This is a genomic window from Lentzea sp. NPDC058436 (assembly GCF_042721515.1).
Classification (GTDB): domain Bacteria; phylum Actinomycetota; class Actinomycetes; order Mycobacteriales; family Pseudonocardiaceae; genus Lentzea.
The window spans coordinates 38,533-57,044 of record NZ_JBHXLF010000010.1; the positions used below are offsets into that span (position 1 = coordinate 38,533).

The window sequence follows — 18,512 nt, forward strand, 5'->3', positions numbered from 1 at the left end:
GATCGGGTTGGCGGGGCGATGTGCGAGGGACGTTCGGACTGGCCTGAGCGGCGTCGCCCCCTGGCCAGCAGCTAGTCCAGGGCGGCGGTGTGGCGCAGCTGCTCCGGCGCCGGGTCCGACACCAGCACCCGCAACGCGTCCGCGAACCGGTCGAACCGCCGGTCGAACTCGGCCAGCTCGCGCGAAGGCTCCGCGACCAGCGCCGCCCGCCCCGCCCTGGGTGCGGCGGTCGCCAGCGCGTCGCGCAGGGGCTGGGCCCGGCGCAACGCCACGAGCAGCGTCCACAGCCGCTGCTCGACCAGCGCCACCTGCACCGGGTCGCCGGAGACGCGCAGGAAGTCCGCACGCAACGACGTGGCGCGGCGGCGCTGTGCCGGGCAGGTGAAGTCGGTGGAGCGGACGACCTGCGCGTCCGGAGCGGAGCGGGCGAGCGACTCCTCCGTCCGGAACCGCCGCGCGGGCACGGTTCCGGACGGGTCCCACATCCACCAGGAGGTCATCCGACCAGGTCGTCCGCGTCGACGATCTTGTACGCGTAGCCCTGCTCGGCCAGGAAGCGCTGCCGGTGCGCCGCGTAGTCGGTGTCGAGGGTGTCGCGCGAGACGACCGAGTAGAAGTGCGCCTGCCGGCCGTCGCCCTTGGGGCGCAGGATCCGGCCGAGGCGCTGGGCCTCCTCCTGGCGCGACCCGAACGTGCCGGACACCTGGATGGCGACGGACGCCTCCGGCAGGTCGATGGAGAAGTTCGCGACCTTCGACACGACCAGCGTCCTGAGCTCGCCGCGGCGGAACCTGTCGAACAACTCCTCGCGCTCCTTGTTCTTCGTCGACCCCTTGATCACCGGCGCTCCCAGCTCCTCGCCCAGCTCGTCGAGCTGGTCCAGGTAAGCACCGATCACCAGGGTCGGCTCGTCGGGATGCCGTTCCAGGACCCGGCGGACGACGGGGATCTTGGTCCTGGCGGTCGAGCAGAGCTTGTAGCGCTCCTCGGGCTCGGCCGTCGCGTACTGCAGGCGCTCGTTGTCCGTCAGGGTCACGCGGACCTCGGTGCACTCGGCCGGCGCGATCCAGCCCTGCGCCTCGATGTCGCGCCACGGCACGTCGTAGCGCTTCGGGCCGATCAACGAGAAGACGTCGCCCTCCTGGCCGTCCTCGCGCACCAGCGTCGCGGTGAGCCCGAGACGGCGGCGCGACTGCAGGTCGGCGGTCATCCGGAACACCGGCGCGGGCAGCAGGTGGACCTCGTCGTAGACGATCAGGCCCCAGTCGCGCGAGTCGAACAGCTCCAGGTGCTTGTACTCGCCCTTCGACTTGCGGGTGATCACCTGGTAGGTCGCGATCGTGACCGGGCGGATCTCCTTGCGTTCACCCGAGTACTCGCCGATCTCCTCCTCGGTCAGCGAGGTGCGGGCGATCAGCTCACGCTTCCACTGCCTGCCCGCCACGGTGTTCGTGACCAGGATCAGCGTGGTCGCCTGGGCCTCGGCCATCGCCGCCGCGCCGACCAGCGTCTTGCCCGCGCCGCACGGCAGCACGACGACGCCGGAGCCACCCGCCCAGAACGTCTGGGCGGCGAGGCGCTGGTAGTCGCGCAGCTTCCAGCCGTTCTCCTCCAGCTCGATCGGGTGCGCCTCGCCGTCGACGTACCCGGCCTCGTCCTCGGCCGGCCAGCCGACCTTGAGCAGCAGCTGCTTGAGCCTGCCGCGCTCGCTCGGGTGCACGATGACGGTGTCGTCGTCGATGCGGGCCCCGAACATCGGCGCGATCTTCTTGTTGCGCAGCACCTCTTCGAGGACCGCGCGGTCGTTGGTGTGCAGCGTCAGCCCGTGTGCCGGGTGGTTGGTGAGCACCAGCCGCCCGAAGCGGCTCATCGTGTCGACCACGTCGACCAGCAGCGGCTGCGGCACCGGGTAGCGGCTGAACCGCACCAGCGCGTCGACCACCTGCTCGGCGTCGTGCCCGGCCGCCCGCGCGTTCCACAGCGCGAGCGGCGTCACGCGGTACGTGTGCACGTGCTCGGGAGCCCGCTCCAGCTCGGCGAACGGCGCGATGGACGTGCGCGCGTCGTCGGCGAGCGGGTGGTCGACCTCGAGCAGCAGCGTCTTGTCCGACTGGACGATCAAAGGGCCATCGGTCACGCCCACAAGTCTCCCTGACGACGCCAAATGCGTTCGACCTGCGTCAACTGGCGACGTGAAGTGTGAGTCGACACACGCAGCCAACACGAAGTGTCGTACGTTCTCGGCCATGAGCACCGAGTCGACTGATCCCGTCGAGCCCCCGGCCGGGGTGGTCCCGGCTCCGGACGAGGCCGAGACCGACGAGACGCCCAAGAAGAACAACTGGCTGAAGTTCGTCATCGTCGGCGTGCTGGCCGTCGTGCTGGTCGGTGGCGGTGTGTGGGCGCTGACGTCGCTCAACAGCACCGGGGCCGGCGACTGCGTGAGCGCCTCGCCGAAGGACGCGGACAAGCCGGACGGCGAGTGGAACCTGTCGTCGGAGGGCTGCAACGACACGGCCGCGACGCACCGGGTCGCCGTGGTGCTCAAGAGCGCCGAGGACCAGTGCCCCGCCGAGGGTCTCTACGAGCCGGTGAAGTCCGGCGACGAGACGCTGTGCCTCATGCCCAACCTCATCGAGGGCAAGTGCTACAACTCGGGCGACGACGGCGTGTTCAAGCAGGAGGCCTGCACCCCCGAGTCACCGGTGAAGATCGTCAAGAAGGTCGACGGCCTGCCCGAGGAGGGCACCGTGTGCCCCGAGACCGCGGGCGAGTGGCGCTTCAGCGAGCCCGCCTCCGTCTACTGCATGGGTGTCCCGGAAGGATCCTGATCGGGTGAACTCGGTTGAGTTGAACCCCCTCTGACGCCGATACCCAGGCCATGAAGAAGGTCGGCCTGGGTTTCGCCGTTGTCCTCGCCCTCGTGCTCCTCGGCGGGTTCGTGATGAACCAGCTCGGCGACGTGGCGAAGGCGGCGAAGGCCGGCGACTGCGCGCGGATCTCCGGCGCGCTCGACAGCCCGAAGTACCAGGCACTCGACTGCGGGTCGGAGCAGGCGAACGTCAAGATCGCCAAGGTCCTGGACTGGAACGAGAAGACCTGCCCGTCCGGCGGCATGGACTACTCGACGTACACGGGTGACGCGACCCTGTGCCTCATGCCGAACTTCGTCGAGGGCTCCTGCTACGGCCAGGACACCGACGCCGGCATCGCGAAGGTCGACTGCGCGACCAAGGACTCGGTGAAGGTCGCGAAGGTGTTCTCCGGCAAGACCGATCGTGCCGCCTGCGGGGAGTCACGCGCGGCGGTCTTCCCGGAACCCGCTGTCACCTTCTGCCTCGAACGCGGCGACCAGAAGCAGTGACGGTCGCCGCGCGACCCACCAGCTGATCCAAGTCGCCGTAACGTTTCCGTAAAGCCCCAGCGCTTTTCTGCGCCGCGTGGCACTCTCTGCTCCGGCTGTGTCGGGGGGCATGGGCCATCTGGGGTAATCGGAAATGAGAGAACAGCATGAGCACGACTGAATCCGCTTCGCCCGCGCACGCGCCGGAGCCCACTCAGGAGCCCGCGCCGAAGAAGTCGAGCATCGGCAAGCGGATCCTGACCTACGTCGTCGGCCTGGTGGTCGTCGGTGCCGCGTTCTACGCGTTCAACTACTTCACCAGCGACGTCGCGCAGGCCAAGGTCGGCGACTGCGCGTCGGTCACCGGCACGTCCACCAGCCCGGAGTACAAGCCGGTCGACTGCGGTGCCGCCGAGGCGAACTACGTGGTCGGCAAGGCCGGTGGCACGAGCGAGGTGTGCGGCAACGGCTACGACGAGTACACGCAGACCCAGCGCCGCGGCCCGAAGACGAAGCTGTGCCTGGCGCCGGTCCTCGCCGAGGGCAAGTGCTACGCCGAGAACGTCGGCGGTGTCGGCGCGAAGGCCGTCGAGTGCAACGAGTCCGCCGCGTTCAAGGTGACCAAGGTCGTCAAGGACACCGCCGCACCGCAGTGCACCGAGGGTGAGGAGCCGCAGTCCTTCCCCGAGGCGAAGCTGCACTACTGCGTCGGCGCTCCCGCGTAACGAGGTCCGGCCTCATGAAACCGGAGTCGTGTCCCACGGCTCCGGTTTCGCTGTCTTCAGCGTGACCTTCCGAGAGGAACCTCCAGTGACCGACCCCAACCAGCCGCAGCCAGGGCCCTACGGGCCGCCTCCCGGTGGACAGCAGCCCTACGGCCAGCCGAACCCCTACGGTCAGCAGCCCCAGCAGGGCTACCCCGGCCAGCCCGGTCAGCCGGGCGACCCGTACGCCCAGCCCGGCCAGTACGGGCAGCAGCCCGGTCAGTACGGCCAGCAGCCGGGCCAGTACGGCCAGCCCGCGTACGGCCAGCCGGGACAGCCCGGTCAGCCCGGTGACCCGTACGCCCAGCAGAACCCCTACGGCCAGGTGCCCGGCCAGCCCATGGGCCAGCCGATGCCCTACGGCCCGCCGCCCAAGAAGAGCGGCGCAGGCAAGATCATCGGCTCGATCGTCACCATCGTCGTGCTCGTCGGCGTCGGCATCCTGGTGAAGGCCCTGATCAGCGGCGGTCTGAGCAGCATCGGCGAGCCCTCGGCCAAGCCGGGCGAGTGCGCGAGCGTCACGGGCACGACGTTCAGCCCGAAGTACAAGAAGGTCGACTGCAACGCGCCGGAGGCGAACTACATCATCGCCAAGGCCATGAAGTCGACGTCGGAGGCGTGCCCGAGCGAGGACTACGCGGAGTACACCGAGTCCGGCCGGCGCAGCTCGTCGCTGAAGCTCTGCCTGGTGGAGAAGCTCGAAGAGGGCAAGTGCTACGAGGAAGAGCTCGTGAAGATGAACATGGAGGGAATGAAGGTCGTCGACTGCTCCAAGGGCAGCAACGAGTTCGCCGTCCAGAAGGTCCTGAAGATCGAAAAGGTCGTCAAATCGGCGACCGCGGACTGCGGTGAGGCGACCGCCATTTCGTACACCGAACCGTCACCGGGGCTCACTTACTGCGTATCGGCGCTAAGCGGACGGTGACGAACGAGAAATGGCGGGCTGCAACTTGCAGCCCGCCATTTCCCATGCCTGAATGCAACTAATTCGTCGTGCCGGGAGGCAGCAACTGCTGCACGTCCAGACGCCCGGAGAGCACGTCCTCGGTGTCCATCATGTCGGCGACGCGCTGGAGCCGGATCGGGTTCAGCGACAACGGGAAGGTGCCCACGGACACGAGCGCGGCGGTCGGCTGGTCGATGTCGGCGTAGCTGGTCAGCGAGTCCTGCACGCTCAGCTTGTTGGCCTGCGCGCGCTGCTGGGCGTCCCGCAGCACGTCCCGGAACACCTTCAGCGTCTTCGGGTTCGCCTCGGCGAACTTCTTCGACGCCGCGTACCCGGACATGGGGAAGTCCAGTGTCGGGCCGCGCGCGGTGTCGGTGAGGATCTTCGCACCGATCTTGCGCTGCGCCTTCGTGATGAAGGGCTCGATCATGAAGGCGGCGTCCACCGTGCCGGACGTCAGCGCGCCCTCCATCTCGGCGAACGGCATCGACCTGAACTTGATCTTCTGCTTCTCGACCGCGGCGGTGTCCAGCACGGCACGCGTGGTCAGCGCGCCGATGTCGGCCTCGCTGGGCACGGCGATGGTCGGCGACGGCCTCTTGCCGGGGTCGTCGTAGTCCGAACCGGCTGAGGTGACCAGCGCCATCGAGTTCGGGCCTGCCTGGTAGGCCTCGCCCTGCAGCTGCAGTTCAGTGCCCTCGGCGACCGCGCGGAAGAGGCTCACGTGGGTGGCCCAGGTGAGGTCCAGCGTGGTGTCGAGCTGCTTGATGGCGTCGGCTTCGCTGGGCTGGGGCACCAGGGTGACCTGCAGGCCGGCCTTCTCGAACAGCTTCTCGTTCAGCGCGATCCGCAGCGGGGCCACGTCGACCACCTGCATCACGCCGATGCGGATGACGTTGCGTTCCATGTCCGCCGCGCCGCCGTTCGACGAACCTCCGAACAGGCCGCAGCTCGCGGTCAGAACACACGTGATGAGCACTGCGGCAAGCCGCAGAGCTTTGGCTCGGGTAGCCATGGCACCTCTCGCCGGTAGGCCTTGGGTAGCTTCGAATTGATCAGTGAGTGTCACCACAGACCAGGGCGTCCGCAGTCCGAACTGCGAGTTCGGACGGACGTGGGGTGTGCCGACAACCGGGGATGTTAACCACCTGAACGTATGAAACGACACCCCATCTCGATACGGTGAGTGCTTCTGGAGACTTCCCCAACGGAGGGGGTGACCATTACCCTTCCCGCTCGGGTGGCACAGGTCGTAGTAGACCCACGTGTCTTCAGACGAGGTAGGGCGCCTCACCGGGCGAACAACCTCTGTGCTGCAATTCGGCCCGTTTGACGAGTCCATGCTCGGTCCTGGGGAGAGACCGGGACACTGCTGCTGGAAGAGGAAGCCCAGAGTGGCCCGACGTGAGAGAGGTCCCAGCCAGTTTGGCGTGGGTGACACCACACGCTCCGAAAGGCCCGAATCGGGTGACGGACTGGCTGCGCTGGGTAACGGACCGATGAACGTGACACCGGACCCGGTGAAGCACGACAACGGTGCCGGAACCGGTTCAGGATCTGCCCGATCCGCTGGCTGGCGCCTGCGCAACTGGCGGTTGCGCACGAAGCTGCTCGCAGTTCTGCTCATCCCGACGGTCTGTGCGCTCGCCCTCGGTGGTCTGCGCGTGCGCACCGACCTCCAGGCCGCGACGGAGTTCAACAACCTCGCGAACCAGATCCGCCTCGAGACCGCCGTCGCGGACCTGGTGCAGCAGCTGCAGCGCGAACGCGACCTGTCGGTCAGCTACGTGGCCTCGAACAAGAAGGTCGACAGGGTCGTCCTGGAGCGCCAGCTGCGCCGGGTGAACGACACCAGCGAGGCCTTCCGCAACAAGATCTCCGAGCTCAGCTCCGACCTGAACCCGGCTGCCGTCGAGCGGTTCCAGGTCGCGTTCAACCAGCTCGAACGCCTGAACAGCCTCCGCAACTCGGTGCGCGACACGCAGTACCCCGCCGAGGCCGTCCAGCGCACCTACTCGGAGTCCGTCGAGACGCTCATCAACCTCGGTGAGCAGACGATCTCCGAGATCAACGACCCGGAACTGGTGCGACTGCACCTGACCACGAACGCCATCGCGCGCATCAAGGAGCAGGAGTCGCTCAAGCGGGCGATCCTCCTCGACGTCTTCCAGCGCAAGGCGTTCACCCCGTCCCAGCTGCGGTCCCTGCAGGCCGCGGACGCCGAGCTCGAGGCCGCGCGGAACGACTTCCGCAAGGCCGCGACGCCGGAGCAGGCCAAGATCTACGACGACACCGTCACCGGCCTCATCGTCGACAACGCGAACGACATGCAGGAATCGGCGATCAACCAGGAGCGGGGCGCGAAGGACTTCACGCAGGTCACGCCCGAGAAGTGGGACATCGCCGCCACGCTGACGGTCAACCTGACGCGTGACGTCGAGAACCTGCTGGTCGAGCAGCTGCAGACGAAGACCGACGACCTCGCCGGGGACACCCGCACCAGGGCGTACGTCGAGTCCGGCATCGTGCTCGCGATCCTCGCGCTCGCGTTGCTGATGGCGCTGTTCGTCGCCCGCTCGATCCTCAACCCGCTGCGCACGCTGCGCCGCACCGCCCTCGACGTCGCCGACCACGGCCTTCCGGACGCGGTCGAGCGGATCCTCGCGGACCCGAACCCGGAGGACGCGGCCAAGACCGCCGTCGAGCCGGTGCCGGTGCACACGCGGGAAGAGGTCGGCCAGGTGGCGCGCGCGTTCGACGCGGTGCACGGTGAAGCGGTGCGACTGGCCGCCCAGCAGGCCCTCCTGCGTGACAACGTCAACGCGATGTTCGTCAACCTGTCCCGCAGGTCGCAGGCACTGGTCGAGCGCCAGCTGAACCTGATCGACCGGCTGGAGCAGGACGAGCAGGACCCGGACCAGCTGGCCTCGCTGTTCGAGCTGGACCACCTCGCGACCCGCATGCGCCGCAACTCGGAGAACCTCCTGGTTCTGTCGGGCACGGACCTCTCGCGGCGCCTGACCCGGCCCGTCCCGGCCGCCGAGGTCCTCGGCGCCGCGGTCTCCGAGGTCGAGCAGTACGCCCGCGTCCAGGTCGGCCAGACCCCGGACCTCACGGTCCAGGGCCGCGCGGTCAACGACCTCGTGCACCTCATCGCCGAGCTGCTGGACAACGCCACGGCGTTCTCCGACCCGGTCACCAAGGTCACCGTTCGCACGGCGAAGACCCGCAAGGGCGAGCTGGCGATCGAGATCCAGGACCGCGGCGTGGGCATGGGCGACCAGGAGATCATCGACGCCAACGAGCGTCTGGCCGACCCGCCGGACGTCGACGTCGCCGTCTCCCGCCGAATGGGCCTGTACGTGGTCGCGCGGCTCGCCAAGCGCCACGACATCAAGGTCCGCCTGCGCGGCAACGAGGACATCGAGGGCGGCACGACGGCACTGGTGATCGTGCCGGAGACGCTCATCGCGATCCCCGGCCAGGCACCGACCTCGACCCCGCCTTCCGGTTCCGGTGGGCTGGCGTCCGCGTTCGGCATGTCGCCCACCGCGTCGTCGCCGGGCATGTCGCCCGTGCCGATGCCCCTGGCGCCGGCCGAGCACACGACGGAGATCGGCACCACCGCGACGAGGGCCAGCGGCATCGCGGGCGCCTTCGGCGGTGCCACCGGTGTCCAGCCGAGGGTCGACGAGTCGAGCCCGAGCATCCCGGTCAGCTTCGTGCCGAGCGGGATCACCGACACCGGTGCGGGCGCGACGGCGATCCCCGTCTACAACGACCCGCCGATCGAGGACGTGACGCCCTCCGAGCGGTGGCGTCGCGACCAGCTCGCGGCAGTGGAACCGGAGGGCTCGTTCGGCGAGTCCACCCTCTTCACCGCCTACGAGGACCGCAACGAAGAAGTCGGCGAGATCTCCTTCGAGCCCGGCTACGAGACAACGCAGTTCGTCCCCATCCCGCCGATCGAGGACGAGCCGGTCTCGTCCAACGGCGTGTCGCGGGCCTCGGTCGACGAGGGCCGGCTCGACATCGGGATGGGTCACCGCAACGGCACCTCGGAAGCCTCGCGCAAGAAGATCGAGCACGACCTGGACGCTCCGACGGAACGCCTGCCGATCTACGAGGCGGTCCTGTCGCAGTGGTTCCAGGCCGTGGGCAGTGAGACGTCCGCATCGGCCGCTCAGCCGGTCCCTGCGGGCTCAGAGGAAGACGCACCGGCAGCCACCAACGGACACGTCGAGTCGAGGCTCGGCGGGACCGGCAAGGGCTCTGTCGAGTACATCGACGAGCCGCCGACGGTCCCCCCGCTCTCGGACGGTCCGGAACCGGAGCTGCCGACCCGATCTCGCAAGCCCGTCCCGGCGGTGGCACCCACCACCACGTCGGCCGCTGGTCTTCCGGTGCGCACGCCGCGCTCGAAGGTCCAGCCGGCGGTCGAGGAAGTACCCGCACCCGCCGAGCAGGAGCGAGTTGTGGAACCCGAGCCCGTTGTGGAGGAGACTCCAGCGGCGGCAGCTACTTCCGAATCGGCTTGGCAATCGCCTGCCGATGAGGGATGGCACGCGGCTCAGGCGTTGTTGAACAAGACGCCGGAGACGAAGACCACGGCAGGATTGCCGAAACGGACACCGAAGGCTCAGCTCGTGCCAGGATCTGCTGCACCCAAGCAGTCGCCCCTGTCCACGACAGCGCAGCGCCCGCCGCTGCCGCCCCGCACCGCCGATGCGGTGCGCGGACGGATGTCGAGTCTGCAAAGTGGTGTCAAGCGAGGCCGGCACGCATTGATCGAGGCATACGCTGGTGACCAGTCGAGCCGGCAGAACGAGGAGCAGGAGTGACGACCGCAGCGCAGCCAGGCAGCTTTGGTTGGCTTATCACCGACTTCGTGCGGAGGGTGCCCGGTGTGGCACATTCCGTTGTGGTGTCCGCGGACGGGCTGTTGCTCGCGGGTTCCCAGGGCTTGCCCCGGGACCGCGCAGAGCAGCTCTCCGCGGTCGCGTCCGGACTGGTCAGCCTCACCCAGGGTGCTGCCCGCTGCTTCGAGGCAGGCGGGGTCAACCAGACGGTCGTCGAGATGGAGCGGGGCTACCTGTTCCTCATGTCGATCAGTGACGGTTCTTGCCTTGCCGTCCTGGCGGCACCCAACTGCGACATCGGCCTCGTGGCCTACGAGATGACGCTGTTGGTGGAAAGAGTCGGTCAACAACTCACCCCTGAGCTGCGCGCGCAGCTTCAGGGCGTGGTCCGTCGCTAGACCTCATCTGAAGTTCAGGGGTGAGAACAAATGGCTGGTAGATCTGGCGCTAGAGGCCGAGGCTTCGGTAGGAACTTCAACTACCAGGAGTGGGCTTCTGGCGGGTTTCAGTTCGACGAGCCTGACGCGATACCCCAAGAATCAGAGGAAGCTGAGGACGCACCCCTCGATGAGCGGGTTACAGGGCAAGGGCTAGGCGATATGTCTCAGCGTGAGGTGGACGACTCGTCGTCGTATCCGTACGACGACGTACCGAACCGGTTCGACATAGACGGGTACGGCACCGGGTTGTTCGGTGGCCCCGGCGCGGACCTGTTCGGCCAGCACGAGATGCCGGACGCCGTACCGGAACAGCTGCCGTACACAACGGGTTCGCACCCGGTGTACAGCACCGGCGGCCAACCGGCGTACAGCACCGGTGCGCAACCTCAAGTGCGCCCGGAGGAGAATGCTTCCGCGGACTCGGGTTCACTGGTGCGGCCTTACACGCGCACCGGTGGACGCACACGACCCGACTACGACCTGGCTATCGAGGCGCTGATCTCCACCAGCGAAAAGGGCCTCGAACGGGATGCCGCAGTGCTTCCCGAGCACAGGTCGATCTGCGGGCTGTGTGTGGACACGCGGTCGGTGGCCGAGGTCGCGGCACTCCTACGCTTGCCACTAGGCGTCGTGCGGGTGTTGATCGGCGACATGGCAAGCATGGGTTTGGTTTTGATTCACCAGGGCGGTCTGGTCGTGGGGGACCGGCCTTCCATGGAATTCCTGGAGAGGGTGCTCAGTGGGCTTCGCAGGCTCTAGTCCCCAGGGCGCCGAGGGCGCACGGAAGCCGACGACGTCCGCCAAGATCGTGGTGGCGGGTGGCTTCGGTGTGGGCAAGACGACGTTCGTCGGCTCGGTGTCCGAGATCGTCCCGTTGACCACCGAGGCGGTGATGACCGAGGCCAGCGCGGGGGTGGACGACCTCTCCGCCACGCCCAACAAGGTCACGACGACCGTCGCGATGGACTTCGGCCGCGTGTCGCTCGACAGCGACCTGATCCTGTACCTCTTCGGTACACCGGGTCAGCACCGGTTCTGGTTCATGTGGGACGACCTGGTCCGTGGTGCCATCGGCGCCATCGTCCTGGTCGACACCCGCCGCCTGGCCGACGCGTTCGCCTCGATCGACTTCTTCGACGACCGGCAGCTGCCGTACGTCGTCGGCGTCAACTGCTTCGACGGCCTCCTGCACCACAGGCTGGAGGACGTGCGCGAAGCGCTGACGATCGACGAGTCGGTGCCGATCGTGACGTGCGACGCGCGCAACAGGCAGTCGACGAAGCAGACGCTCATCACGCTGGTGGAGCACGCGATGCGCCAGTGGATGTCCGTCCGCGCGGGCTGAACTCCTTCCGCCGGAGTCCCGACCGCAGACAACTGAACGAGGCGAGCGCCACCTTCGGGTTCGGCGCTCGCCTCGTCGTTGCGGTCTGATTCAGCTCACGTCTTCGTCCAAGCGGTCGTCCCTTCGCCGTGGGTCGTGGCTACCCGATGGACAGGCCGACACCGACGACGGCGCCGATGGACAGGCCGTCGAGGAGACCGTGGTGATGGTGGCCGTGGTCCCAGTCGTCCCAGTCGTCGTCCCAGTCGTGGTCCCAGTCGTGCCAGTGGTGACCGGTGTCCACGACGAGTCCGACGCCCAGGCCGATGCCGATGCCCTTGTCGGCGGCGACCTCGGTCTGAGGGGCGACCACCGCTGAGGTGTCGGCGACGACCGCCGTGGTGTCCGCGACGACCGCTTCGGTCACCTCGGCCGGTGCCGTGACAGCCGGCTCGACAGCGGGCGCGCGGTCGTCGGTGGCGCTCACGTCGGCAGCGACCTGTGCGTCTGCTGCCACCGCGGTGTCCACACCGGCGTCCACTGCCGCGTCGAGGTCGACCGCGGCCTCCACGTCGGGTTCCACTGCCGCGTCGAGGTCGACTGCCGCGTCCACGTTGGCGTCGAGGTCGAGATCGAGGTCCGAGTCGAAGGCGTCGACCCCGACACCCGCGCCGACCTGAGCGGCGAGGCCCAGCGCGACCTGGATGCCACCGTTGCCCAGGACGGTGACGCCGTGACCGGTGTCGAGCGCCACGTGGGCGCCGGCCGCGACGTCGAGCATGTCGACGTTGCCGCTCACCCCCACGTTCGCGTTGACGTTGTTGTCCTGCAGGAGGACGAGGATCGGGTCGGCGTTCGCTGTGCCCGTCGAGAACGGCACGGCGAACGCCAGGGCTGTGACGGTGGCGGCGGCTCGCAAAGCCCACCGGGAGCTGGCCATGTGCGCAGGACCTCCTAGGTCGACGTGAACGTTTTCGGGAACGTCCACGTCACTCGACGCTAGGTCGCGGCACAGCCACGCAAGGGTGATCGCGGGTTCCTACCGGGGGATGACCGACCGTCAGTCCTCGTCCACCAATGCGGCGGACGTGACGCGATGAAGAGGGAACCTGAGCACCTCTCCGTAGCTGTGGTCGTAGCCTTCGAGCACTCCACCCCCGACGACGTGCGGCTCGATCACGCGCTGTGCCGCCGTTCCGTGGGAGTCGACGAACCCGACGAGCACCCTGCGGCGCGCCCGTGCGGCCTGCTGGAGCAACGACAGGGTCGCCGACGGACCGGCGCCCAGGTTGCCGGGAACGGCCACGCGTTCACCCCGTGGTGTCGCCGCGGCGCGATCACCGGCCCGGACCAGCCGGACGAGTTCACCCAACCGCTCGTCGGCGGGCACTGCCGGTGACGCCGGTTTCCTGGCACTTCGCTGCCTCGGCGTGGTCCGGCGACCACCCGGCCGCAGGTCGAGGACCTGGCCGTCGGGGCCCTCCGCGGCCGGGGCGAACCCCGCCGAGCGCAGCCCGTCCAGCACGTCCGCCAGCGGCAACGGGCTGACGATCACGGTCGGGGCGATCCGGCGCAGCTCCAGCCGCATCGCCTCCGGGTGCGCGAGGACCTCGCTGATCAGCACCGGGTCGTCGCAGCGCAGGAACGAGCCCGCCGCCCCGCCGCGCAGCCTGCCGTGGCGGCGCGCGGCGTCGTCGATCAGGTACGTCAGCGACTGCGGCACGGGCGTGCGCGAGCGGACCTTGAAGAGTTCCTGCAGCTCGTCGGCGGTGCGCCCGGCGTCGAGGGCGCGGCGGACGGTGGCCTCGCTGATCCGGTAGACCGTGGCGCTGCCCGCCGACTCGACGTCCGCGACCAGCGCCAGCTCGTCGGCCAGATCCGGTTCGAGACGGCCGGGGGCGACGACGGTGAGGTCGGCCTGCACGAGCACGTGGTCGAGCGGCTCCGGCAGGGCGTCGCCGAGCGTCTTCGCGGCGTGGCCGGGCCCTTCGTCGAGCAGCACGCGGCCCGCTCCGGTGATCGCGCCGAGGGCCAGCACGCCGACCGCGGTGCCCTCCTCGACGGTCCAGCGCACCAGTTCGTCGCGCTGCCTGCCACCCCTGCGCGGGGCTCGCCAGCCGAGCAGCGCGGCCAGGTCGGCGGGGTTCGCGATCGCGGTGCCCACCGGGAACGCGGCCAGCGTCTCCAGGACCCACCGGCGGTCGCGCGGGGCCTGGGCGCGGCGGATCTCGTCCGCGAGCGGGTTGAAGAGCCGGTCCTTCTCGTCGCGGCGGCCGATCAGCGCGGGCAGCCGCGGCAGCTCCAGCCAGGCGTGCGCGAGCGTGGCCCAGCGGACCTCGGTGGTCGCGGCGAGCCAGACGTCGGCCTTGGTCGTCGGCACCCACTCCGGCTCGGTGGCCTCGGTGTTCGCGACCAGGTCGGCGCCCACCACGAGCTCGATCAGCAGGGCGGCGCGCTGCTCGTCGACGCCCAGGTCCTTGGCCACCTTGCGCAGGTCGCGGACGCCCAGGCCACCCGTGCGCAGCACCGGCGGGGGTTCGGCGGACCAGCTCGTGACCAGGTTCTCGACGTGCCGGACGAGCTCCAGCGCCTCGCCCGCGCCGGTGGCGTCGACGCCGTCCTGCCGCAGTGTGCTGGTCTTCGGCTTCGGCTCGGTGACCTGGATCGGGCCGAGCGGGCGTTCCCCGCGCAGTTCAAGACCGATCTCGCGCGGCAGTTCGACGGTGCCGGGGTCGCGCCGGAGCAGCAGACCGCGCGCGAGCAGGCGTTGGACGGGGGTCTCCGCCTTGTCGAGCGGCACGACCCTGGACGCGTCCTTGGTGTCGCCGATCGGCGGTCCGGCGGCGAGCTTCTGCAGCACCCGCTGCTCGCCCTCGGTGATGCCCCCGAGGTCGTAGGACTGCCCGGTCTTCCGCCCGAGTCCGCCGGGGTATGCGCCGAACGCCTCCCTGGTGACGGGCGGGACCGCCAGCGCGTCGTCGTCGCCCCAGGCGAGGGCGAGGGACCTGAGCCTCGCGACCGCCTGCTTGAGCGGCTTGGGCTTGACGTCCGGTCCGAGCAGGCGCGTGAGTGTGGTCAACGCCACGGGCTCGGCGTCCGCACCCTCCACCACCAGGGCTTCGAGCACCACCAGCGTGAACGTGTCGAGGTCCTCGCAGGCGCGCGCGATCGACGCCCTCGTGCCGACCCGTGTCGCGAGCACGGACATATCGGCAGGTGGGGGCGTTGCCAGGTCGGGACGCGCGCGCAGCAGCGCGACGAGAGCGACGTCGTCCTGGGCGCGCAGCCAGTCGGCGAGAGTGATGCCGGACATTCTCACCACGGTATATGGGCCGCAGGAGATCTCCTCGTCCTCTGTCACACTTGTCGCGTCAGCCGGCACCACCGAGGAGGAGAACGTGGCGAAAGGACGCCCGGGACGGGTCGACCCGCACTGGCCGGAAGGTCCGGAGGGCGGTCACCCCGTCACCGAACTGACCAGTGACCTGCAGGGGGCGCTCTCCCCGTTCGGCACGGTGACGTTCCCGCTGCCCGTCGAGGACCTGCCGTACAAGCACCCTGTGACGGAAATCAACAAGTCCTGACAGGACTGTCAGGACGGTCTTAAGACTGCCGAGTCGCGTGCGTACCGCAATGGGCCCGGGGATAGGCTCACTTCCCGCTTGAGCTGTACTTCGTGGGAGGACGACGATGCCGGTCCCCGGCCCTGGTTACTCGATCACCGTTCGTCTGGAGGCGCCGCCGTCAGCGAGCGCCGCGGGTGACCTCACCTCGGCCGTCGGCCGCGCCGGCGGTGTGATCACGGCGTTCGACGTCGTGGAGTCGCACAACGACCGCGTCGTCATCGACCTCACGTGCAACGCGCTCTCCGCGAACCACGCCAAGGACATCACCGACACGCTGGAGACGTTGCCCGGCATCGTCGTCCGCAAGGTGTCGGACCGCACGTTCCTCGTGCACCTCGGCGGCAAGATCGAGATCTCGTCCAAGGTGCCGCTGCGCAACCGCGACGACCTCTCCCGCGCGTACACGCCGGGTGTGGCCCGCGTGTGCGAGGCGATCGCCAAGAACCCGGACGACGCGCGCCGCCTGACCATCAAGCGCAACACCGTCGCAGTCGTGACGGACGGCTCCGCGGTGCTCGGTCTCGGCAACCTCGGCCCCGCCGCCGCCCTGCCCGTGATGGAGGGCAAGGCCGCGCTGTTCAAGAAGTTCGCCGGCGTCGACGCCTGGCCGGTCTGCCTGGACACCCAGGACACCGAGGAGATCATCCGCGCGGTCGAGCTCATCGCTCCCGTGTACGGCGGCATCAACCTCGAAGACATCTCCGCGCCGCGCTGCTTCGAGATCGAGGCCCGCCTGCGCGAGAAGCTCGACATCCCGGTCTTCCACGACGACCAGCACGGCACGGCGATCGTCGTCGTCGCGGCCCTGCGCAACGCCCTGCGCGTCGTGAACAAGGACATCAAGGACTGCCGCATCACCGTGTGCGGCGTGGGTGCCGCGGGTTCCGCGATCATCCGCTTGCTGCAGGCCCAGACGCCGGGCGACATCATCGCCGTGGACGTCGACGGCATCGTGCACCGCGACCGTCCGGGCCTCGACTCGAACCTCAAGTCGATCGCCGCGTCCACCAACAAGGACAACCAGTCCGGTCGCCTGCACGACGCGCTGGTCGGCTCCGACGTGTTCATCGGCGTGTCCGCGCCCAACCTGTTCGGCGCCGAGCAGGTCGCGACCATGGCGAAGGACGCCATCGTGTTCGCGCTGGCCAACCCGGACCCGGAGATCGACCCGATGGAGGCCCAGCAGCACGCCGCCGTCGTCGCGACCGGCCGTTCGGACTTCCCGAACCAGATCAACAACGTGCTGGCGTTCCCCGGCGTCTTCCGCGGCCTGCTGGACGCGCACGCCAAGACCATCACCGACGCGATGCTGCTGGCCGCCGCGCAGGCCATCGCCGACGTGGTGGACGGGGACCGGTTGAACGCGTCGTTCATCGTCCCGTCGGTCTTCGACAACACGGTGGCCCCGGCCGTCGCCGAGGCAGTGCGCAAGGCCGCCACTTCGTAAGCGCTCTCAGGGGTGGCGCCAGGCATACGATCGCCGTATGACCAAGCAGTTCACCCACCTGGACTCCCACGGTGCGGCCCGGATGGTCGACGTCTCCGGCAAGGAGCAGACCACCCGGACCGCCGTGGCCACCGGGATCCTGCACACGACCACCGAGGTGGTCGAGTTGCTGGGCGCCGACGGCCTGCCCAAGGGCGACGCACTGGCCACGGCCAGGATCGCGGGCATCATGGCCGCGAAGCGCACCTGGGAGCTCGTCCCGCTGTGCCACCCGATCGCGCTGTCGTCGGTGAAGGTGGACCTGGCGCTGGCCTCGGACTCGGTCCTCATCACCGCCACCGTCCGCACCACCGACCGCACGGGCGTGGAGATGGAGGCACTGACCGCGGTCTCCGTGGCCGGCCTGACCCTGCACGACATGGTGAAGTCGGTCGACCCGGCGGCGTCGCTGGACGCGGTGCGGGTGGAGCGCAAGGAAGGCGGCAAGTCCGGCCTGTGGGAACGCCCGTGACGGAGTACAAGGCAGTCGTCGTCACCGCGTCGAACCGTGCCGCCGCGGGGGTCTACGAGGACCGCAGCGGACCTTTGATCGTGTCCTGGTTGTCCGAGCGCGAGTTCTCGGTCGCCTCGCCGGTCGTCGTGCCGGACGGGGAGCCGGTTCGGCTGGCCTTGGTGGACGCGGTGGCGTCCGGTGCCGACCTGGTGGTGACCACCGGCGGTACCGGGATCAACCCGACCGACGGGACGCCCGAGGCGACCCGTGCCGTCGTCGACTACGAGGTGCCCGGGCTGGCGGACGTGATCCGGATGTCCGGGTGGCCGCGGGTGCCCGGCTCCGTGCTGTCGCGCGGGGTGGCCGGCGTCGCCGGTCGGACGTTGATCGTGAACCTGCCCGGCTCGACCGGTGGCGTGCGGGACGGGCTGGACGTGCTGGCTTCCGTTGTCGAGCACGCCCTCGACCAACTGCGTGGAGGTGACCACCGATGAGCGTCGTGCTGAGGGCCGTCGTGACTTCGGAGCCGTTGTCGGTGGAGGAACACGCTTCGCTGGTCGAGTCCGACCGGGCAGGGGCCGTCGTCACCTTCTCCGGCGTGGTGCGGGACCACGACGGCGGGCGTTCGGTGGTGGAGCTGGAGTACCACTCGCACCCGTCCGCCGGGGACGTGGTGGCCGAGGTGGTCGCTTCCCTCGCCACGAAGTACTCCGGGGTGCACGGGATCGCCGTGTCGCACCGGGTCGGGCCGTTGAAGATCGGGGACGTCGCGCTGGCCTGTGCGGTGGCCGCGGAGCATCGGGGGGAAGCGTTTTCCCTCTGTGCTGACCTGGTGGACGAGGTCAAGGCCCGGTTGCCGGTGTGGAAGCGGCAGGTGTTCGTCGGGGGCGACGACGAGTGGGTCAACTGCCCCTGAGGGGTTGGTCGCGTTTCGCGGGGTGGGTCGCCTTGCGTTGCCGGCTGTCCGGTCGGCACCGCGCGCCGGGCCTGCGTGCGCGGCCACCTTGCTCGGGGCGACTGCGGACGGAACCGCGTCCGGCGCTGCCCGACACGGGCTCCGCGCCTCGTTCTGCCGCGCCGCTCTCCGTCGCGGCCGCCCTGCTCGCGTTCGCCTGGGTTCTGCCGCGCCCGCCCCGCTCGCGTTCGCCTACCTGAGCCCCGCCCGCTCCACCTGACCCGGAAACCCAGGCAGGGACCTCACCGTCGGGGGGTAACGGTGAGATCCCTGGTCCTGTGTCAGCCCACGTCAGAAGGGCCGGCGGTCATGCGG

18 protein-coding genes are annotated in these 18,512 nt (G+C 69.3%); 13 read left to right on the forward strand and 5 right to left on the reverse strand.

All coding sequences use genetic code 11. The features are described 5' to 3' along the window. Window positions 1–71: 71 nt before the first annotated feature. Window positions 72–500 carry a hypothetical protein gene (locus tag ACFWN2_RS29515; RefSeq protein ID WP_382432865.1) on the reverse strand — a complete coding sequence of 143 codons (429 nt, stop codon included), beginning with the start codon at window positions 498–500 and terminating at the stop codon, window positions 72–74. Next, on the reverse strand, window positions 497–2,137 hold the full coding sequence (locus tag ACFWN2_RS29520; protein WP_382432867.1) for a DNA repair helicase XPB: 1,641 nt from the start codon (window positions 2,135–2,137) through the stop codon (window positions 497–499). The genes ACFWN2_RS29515 and ACFWN2_RS29520 overlap by 4 nt, the downstream gene beginning before the upstream one ends. A 109-nt stretch (window positions 2,138–2,246) precedes the next feature. On the opposite strand from ACFWN2_RS29520, the gene ACFWN2_RS29525 reads away from it, so the two are divergent. From ACFWN2_RS29525 to ACFWN2_RS29540, 4 genes are all read left to right on the forward strand, one after another. Next, window positions 2,247–2,831 (forward strand): hypothetical protein, encoded by a 585-nt coding sequence (locus ACFWN2_RS29525; RefSeq protein WP_382432869.1) that lies wholly within the window; start codon window positions 2,247–2,249, stop codon window positions 2,829–2,831. 50 nt (window positions 2,832–2,881) lie between these two features. Further along, on the forward strand, window positions 2,882–3,364 hold the full coding sequence (locus ACFWN2_RS29530; RefSeq protein WP_382432870.1) for a hypothetical protein: 483 nt from the start codon (window positions 2,882–2,884) through the stop codon (window positions 3,362–3,364). Window positions 3,365–3,510: 146 nt separating this feature from the next. Next, complete coding sequence (locus ACFWN2_RS29535) at window positions 3,511–4,068, forward strand: hypothetical protein (RefSeq protein ID WP_382432871.1); 558 nt, start codon at window positions 3,511–3,513, stop codon at window positions 4,066–4,068. Between the two features lie 85 nt (window positions 4,069–4,153). After that, complete coding sequence (locus tag ACFWN2_RS29540) at window positions 4,154–5,032, forward strand: hypothetical protein (protein WP_382432873.1); 879 nt, start codon at window positions 4,154–4,156, stop codon at window positions 5,030–5,032. Window positions 5,033–5,090: 58 nt separating this feature from the next. Here ACFWN2_RS29540 and ACFWN2_RS29545 read toward each other — a convergent pair whose 3' ends face one another. Next, complete coding sequence (locus ACFWN2_RS29545; protein WP_382432875.1) at window positions 5,091–6,068, reverse strand: ABC transporter substrate-binding protein; 978 nt, start codon at window positions 6,066–6,068, stop codon at window positions 5,091–5,093. A gap of 484 nt (window positions 6,069–6,552) precedes the next feature. Between ACFWN2_RS29545 and ACFWN2_RS29550 the strand changes: the two genes are divergently transcribed. From ACFWN2_RS29550 to ACFWN2_RS29565, 4 genes are all read left to right on the forward strand, one after another. Next, complete coding sequence (locus ACFWN2_RS29550; protein WP_382432877.1) at window positions 6,553–9,894, forward strand: nitrate- and nitrite sensing domain-containing protein; 3,342 nt, start codon at window positions 6,553–6,555, stop codon at window positions 9,892–9,894. Then, window positions 9,891–10,310, forward strand: coding sequence for a roadblock/LC7 domain-containing protein (locus tag ACFWN2_RS29555; RefSeq protein ID WP_030470879.1), 420 nt, complete (start codon window positions 9,891–9,893; stop codon window positions 10,308–10,310). The genes ACFWN2_RS29550 and ACFWN2_RS29555 overlap by 4 nt, the downstream gene beginning before the upstream one ends. Before the next feature lie 216 nt (window positions 10,311–10,526). After that, window positions 10,527–11,111: a DUF742 domain-containing protein gene (locus tag ACFWN2_RS29560; protein ID WP_245785844.1), complete on the forward strand. Its 585-nt coding sequence runs from the start codon at window positions 10,527–10,529 to the stop codon at window positions 11,109–11,111. Next, window positions 11,092–11,697 (forward strand): ATP/GTP-binding protein, encoded by a 606-nt coding sequence (locus ACFWN2_RS29565; protein WP_030470877.1) that lies wholly within the window; start codon window positions 11,092–11,094, stop codon window positions 11,695–11,697. The genes ACFWN2_RS29560 and ACFWN2_RS29565 overlap by 20 nt, the downstream gene beginning before the upstream one ends. A gap of 139 nt (window positions 11,698–11,836) precedes the next feature. Here the strand turns inward: ACFWN2_RS29565 and ACFWN2_RS29570 are convergent, their stop codons facing one another. Both ACFWN2_RS29570 and ACFWN2_RS29575 read right to left on the reverse strand, forming a co-directional pair. Then, window positions 11,837–12,616, reverse strand: coding sequence for a hypothetical protein (locus ACFWN2_RS29570; protein ID WP_382432879.1), 780 nt, complete (start codon window positions 12,614–12,616; stop codon window positions 11,837–11,839). A 120-nt stretch (window positions 12,617–12,736) separates the two neighbouring features. Continuing rightward, complete coding sequence (locus ACFWN2_RS29575) at window positions 12,737–14,989, reverse strand: helicase-associated domain-containing protein (RefSeq protein WP_382432881.1); 2,253 nt, start codon at window positions 14,987–14,989, stop codon at window positions 12,737–12,739. 85 nt (window positions 14,990–15,074) lie between these two features. Between ACFWN2_RS29575 and ACFWN2_RS29580 the strand changes: the two genes are divergently transcribed. The 5 genes from ACFWN2_RS29580 (at window position 15,075) to ACFWN2_RS29600 (ending at window position 18,158) form a co-directional block, all read left to right on the forward strand. Beyond that, window positions 15,075–15,260, forward strand: a complete 186-nt coding sequence (locus ACFWN2_RS29580; RefSeq protein ID WP_382432883.1) for a hypothetical protein — start codon at window positions 15,075–15,077, stop codon at window positions 15,258–15,260. 106 nt (window positions 15,261–15,366) lie between these two features. Next, window positions 15,367–16,749 (forward strand): NAD-dependent malic enzyme, encoded by a 1,383-nt coding sequence (locus ACFWN2_RS29585; protein ID WP_382432885.1) that lies wholly within the window; start codon window positions 15,367–15,369, stop codon window positions 16,747–16,749. A gap of 37 nt (window positions 16,750–16,786) precedes the next feature. Then, window positions 16,787–17,260, forward strand: a complete 474-nt coding sequence (moaC, locus tag ACFWN2_RS29590; protein ID WP_382432887.1) for a cyclic pyranopterin monophosphate synthase MoaC — start codon at window positions 16,787–16,789, stop codon at window positions 17,258–17,260. After that, on the forward strand, window positions 17,257–17,736 hold the full coding sequence (locus ACFWN2_RS29595) for a molybdenum cofactor biosynthesis protein B (RefSeq protein ID WP_382432889.1): 480 nt from the start codon (window positions 17,257–17,259) through the stop codon (window positions 17,734–17,736). Before moaC ends, ACFWN2_RS29595 begins: the two co-directional genes overlap by 4 nt. Further along, window positions 17,733–18,158: a molybdenum cofactor biosynthesis protein MoaE gene (locus tag ACFWN2_RS29600; protein ID WP_382432891.1), complete on the forward strand. Its 426-nt coding sequence runs from the start codon at window positions 17,733–17,735 to the stop codon at window positions 18,156–18,158. Before ACFWN2_RS29595 ends, ACFWN2_RS29600 begins: the two co-directional genes overlap by 4 nt. Window positions 18,159–18,512 lie beyond the last annotated feature (354 nt).

Bases quoted from the DNA above. Each gene is read 5' to 3' on its own strand.
- ACFWN2_RS29515 (WP_382432865.1), bottom strand. From the start codon at position 500: ATGACCTCCTGGTGGATGTGGGACCCGTCCGGAACCGTGCCCGCGCGG.
- ACFWN2_RS29525 (WP_382432869.1), top strand. From the start codon at position 2,247: ATGAGCACCGAGTCGACTGATCCCGTCGAGCCCCCGGCCGGGGTGGTC.
- ACFWN2_RS29530 (WP_382432870.1), top strand. From the start codon at position 2,882: ATGAAGAAGGTCGGCCTGGGTTTCGCCGTTGTCCTCGCCCTCGTGCTC.
- ACFWN2_RS29535 (WP_382432871.1), top strand. From the start codon at position 3,511: ATGAGCACGACTGAATCCGCTTCGCCCGCGCACGCGCCGGAGCCCACT.
- ACFWN2_RS29545 (WP_382432875.1), bottom strand. From the start codon at position 6,068: ATGGCTACCCGAGCCAAAGCTCTGCGGCTTGCCGCAGTGCTCATCACG.
- ACFWN2_RS29550 (WP_382432877.1), top strand. From the start codon at position 6,553: ATGAACGTGACACCGGACCCGGTGAAGCACGACAACGGTGCCGGAACC.
- ACFWN2_RS29570 (WP_382432879.1), bottom strand. From the start codon at position 12,616: ATGGCCAGCTCCCGGTGGGCTTTGCGAGCCGCCGCCACCGTCACAGCC.
- ACFWN2_RS29575 (WP_382432881.1), bottom strand. From the start codon at position 14,989: ATGTCCGGCATCACTCTCGCCGACTGGCTGCGCGCCCAGGACGACGTC.
- ACFWN2_RS29585 (WP_382432885.1), top strand. From the start codon at position 15,367: ATGCCGGTCCCCGGCCCTGGTTACTCGATCACCGTTCGTCTGGAGGCG.
- moaC (WP_382432887.1), top strand. From the start codon at position 16,787: ATGACCAAGCAGTTCACCCACCTGGACTCCCACGGTGCGGCCCGGATG.
- ACFWN2_RS29600 (WP_382432891.1), top strand. From the start codon at position 17,733: ATGAGCGTCGTGCTGAGGGCCGTCGTGACTTCGGAGCCGTTGTCGGTG.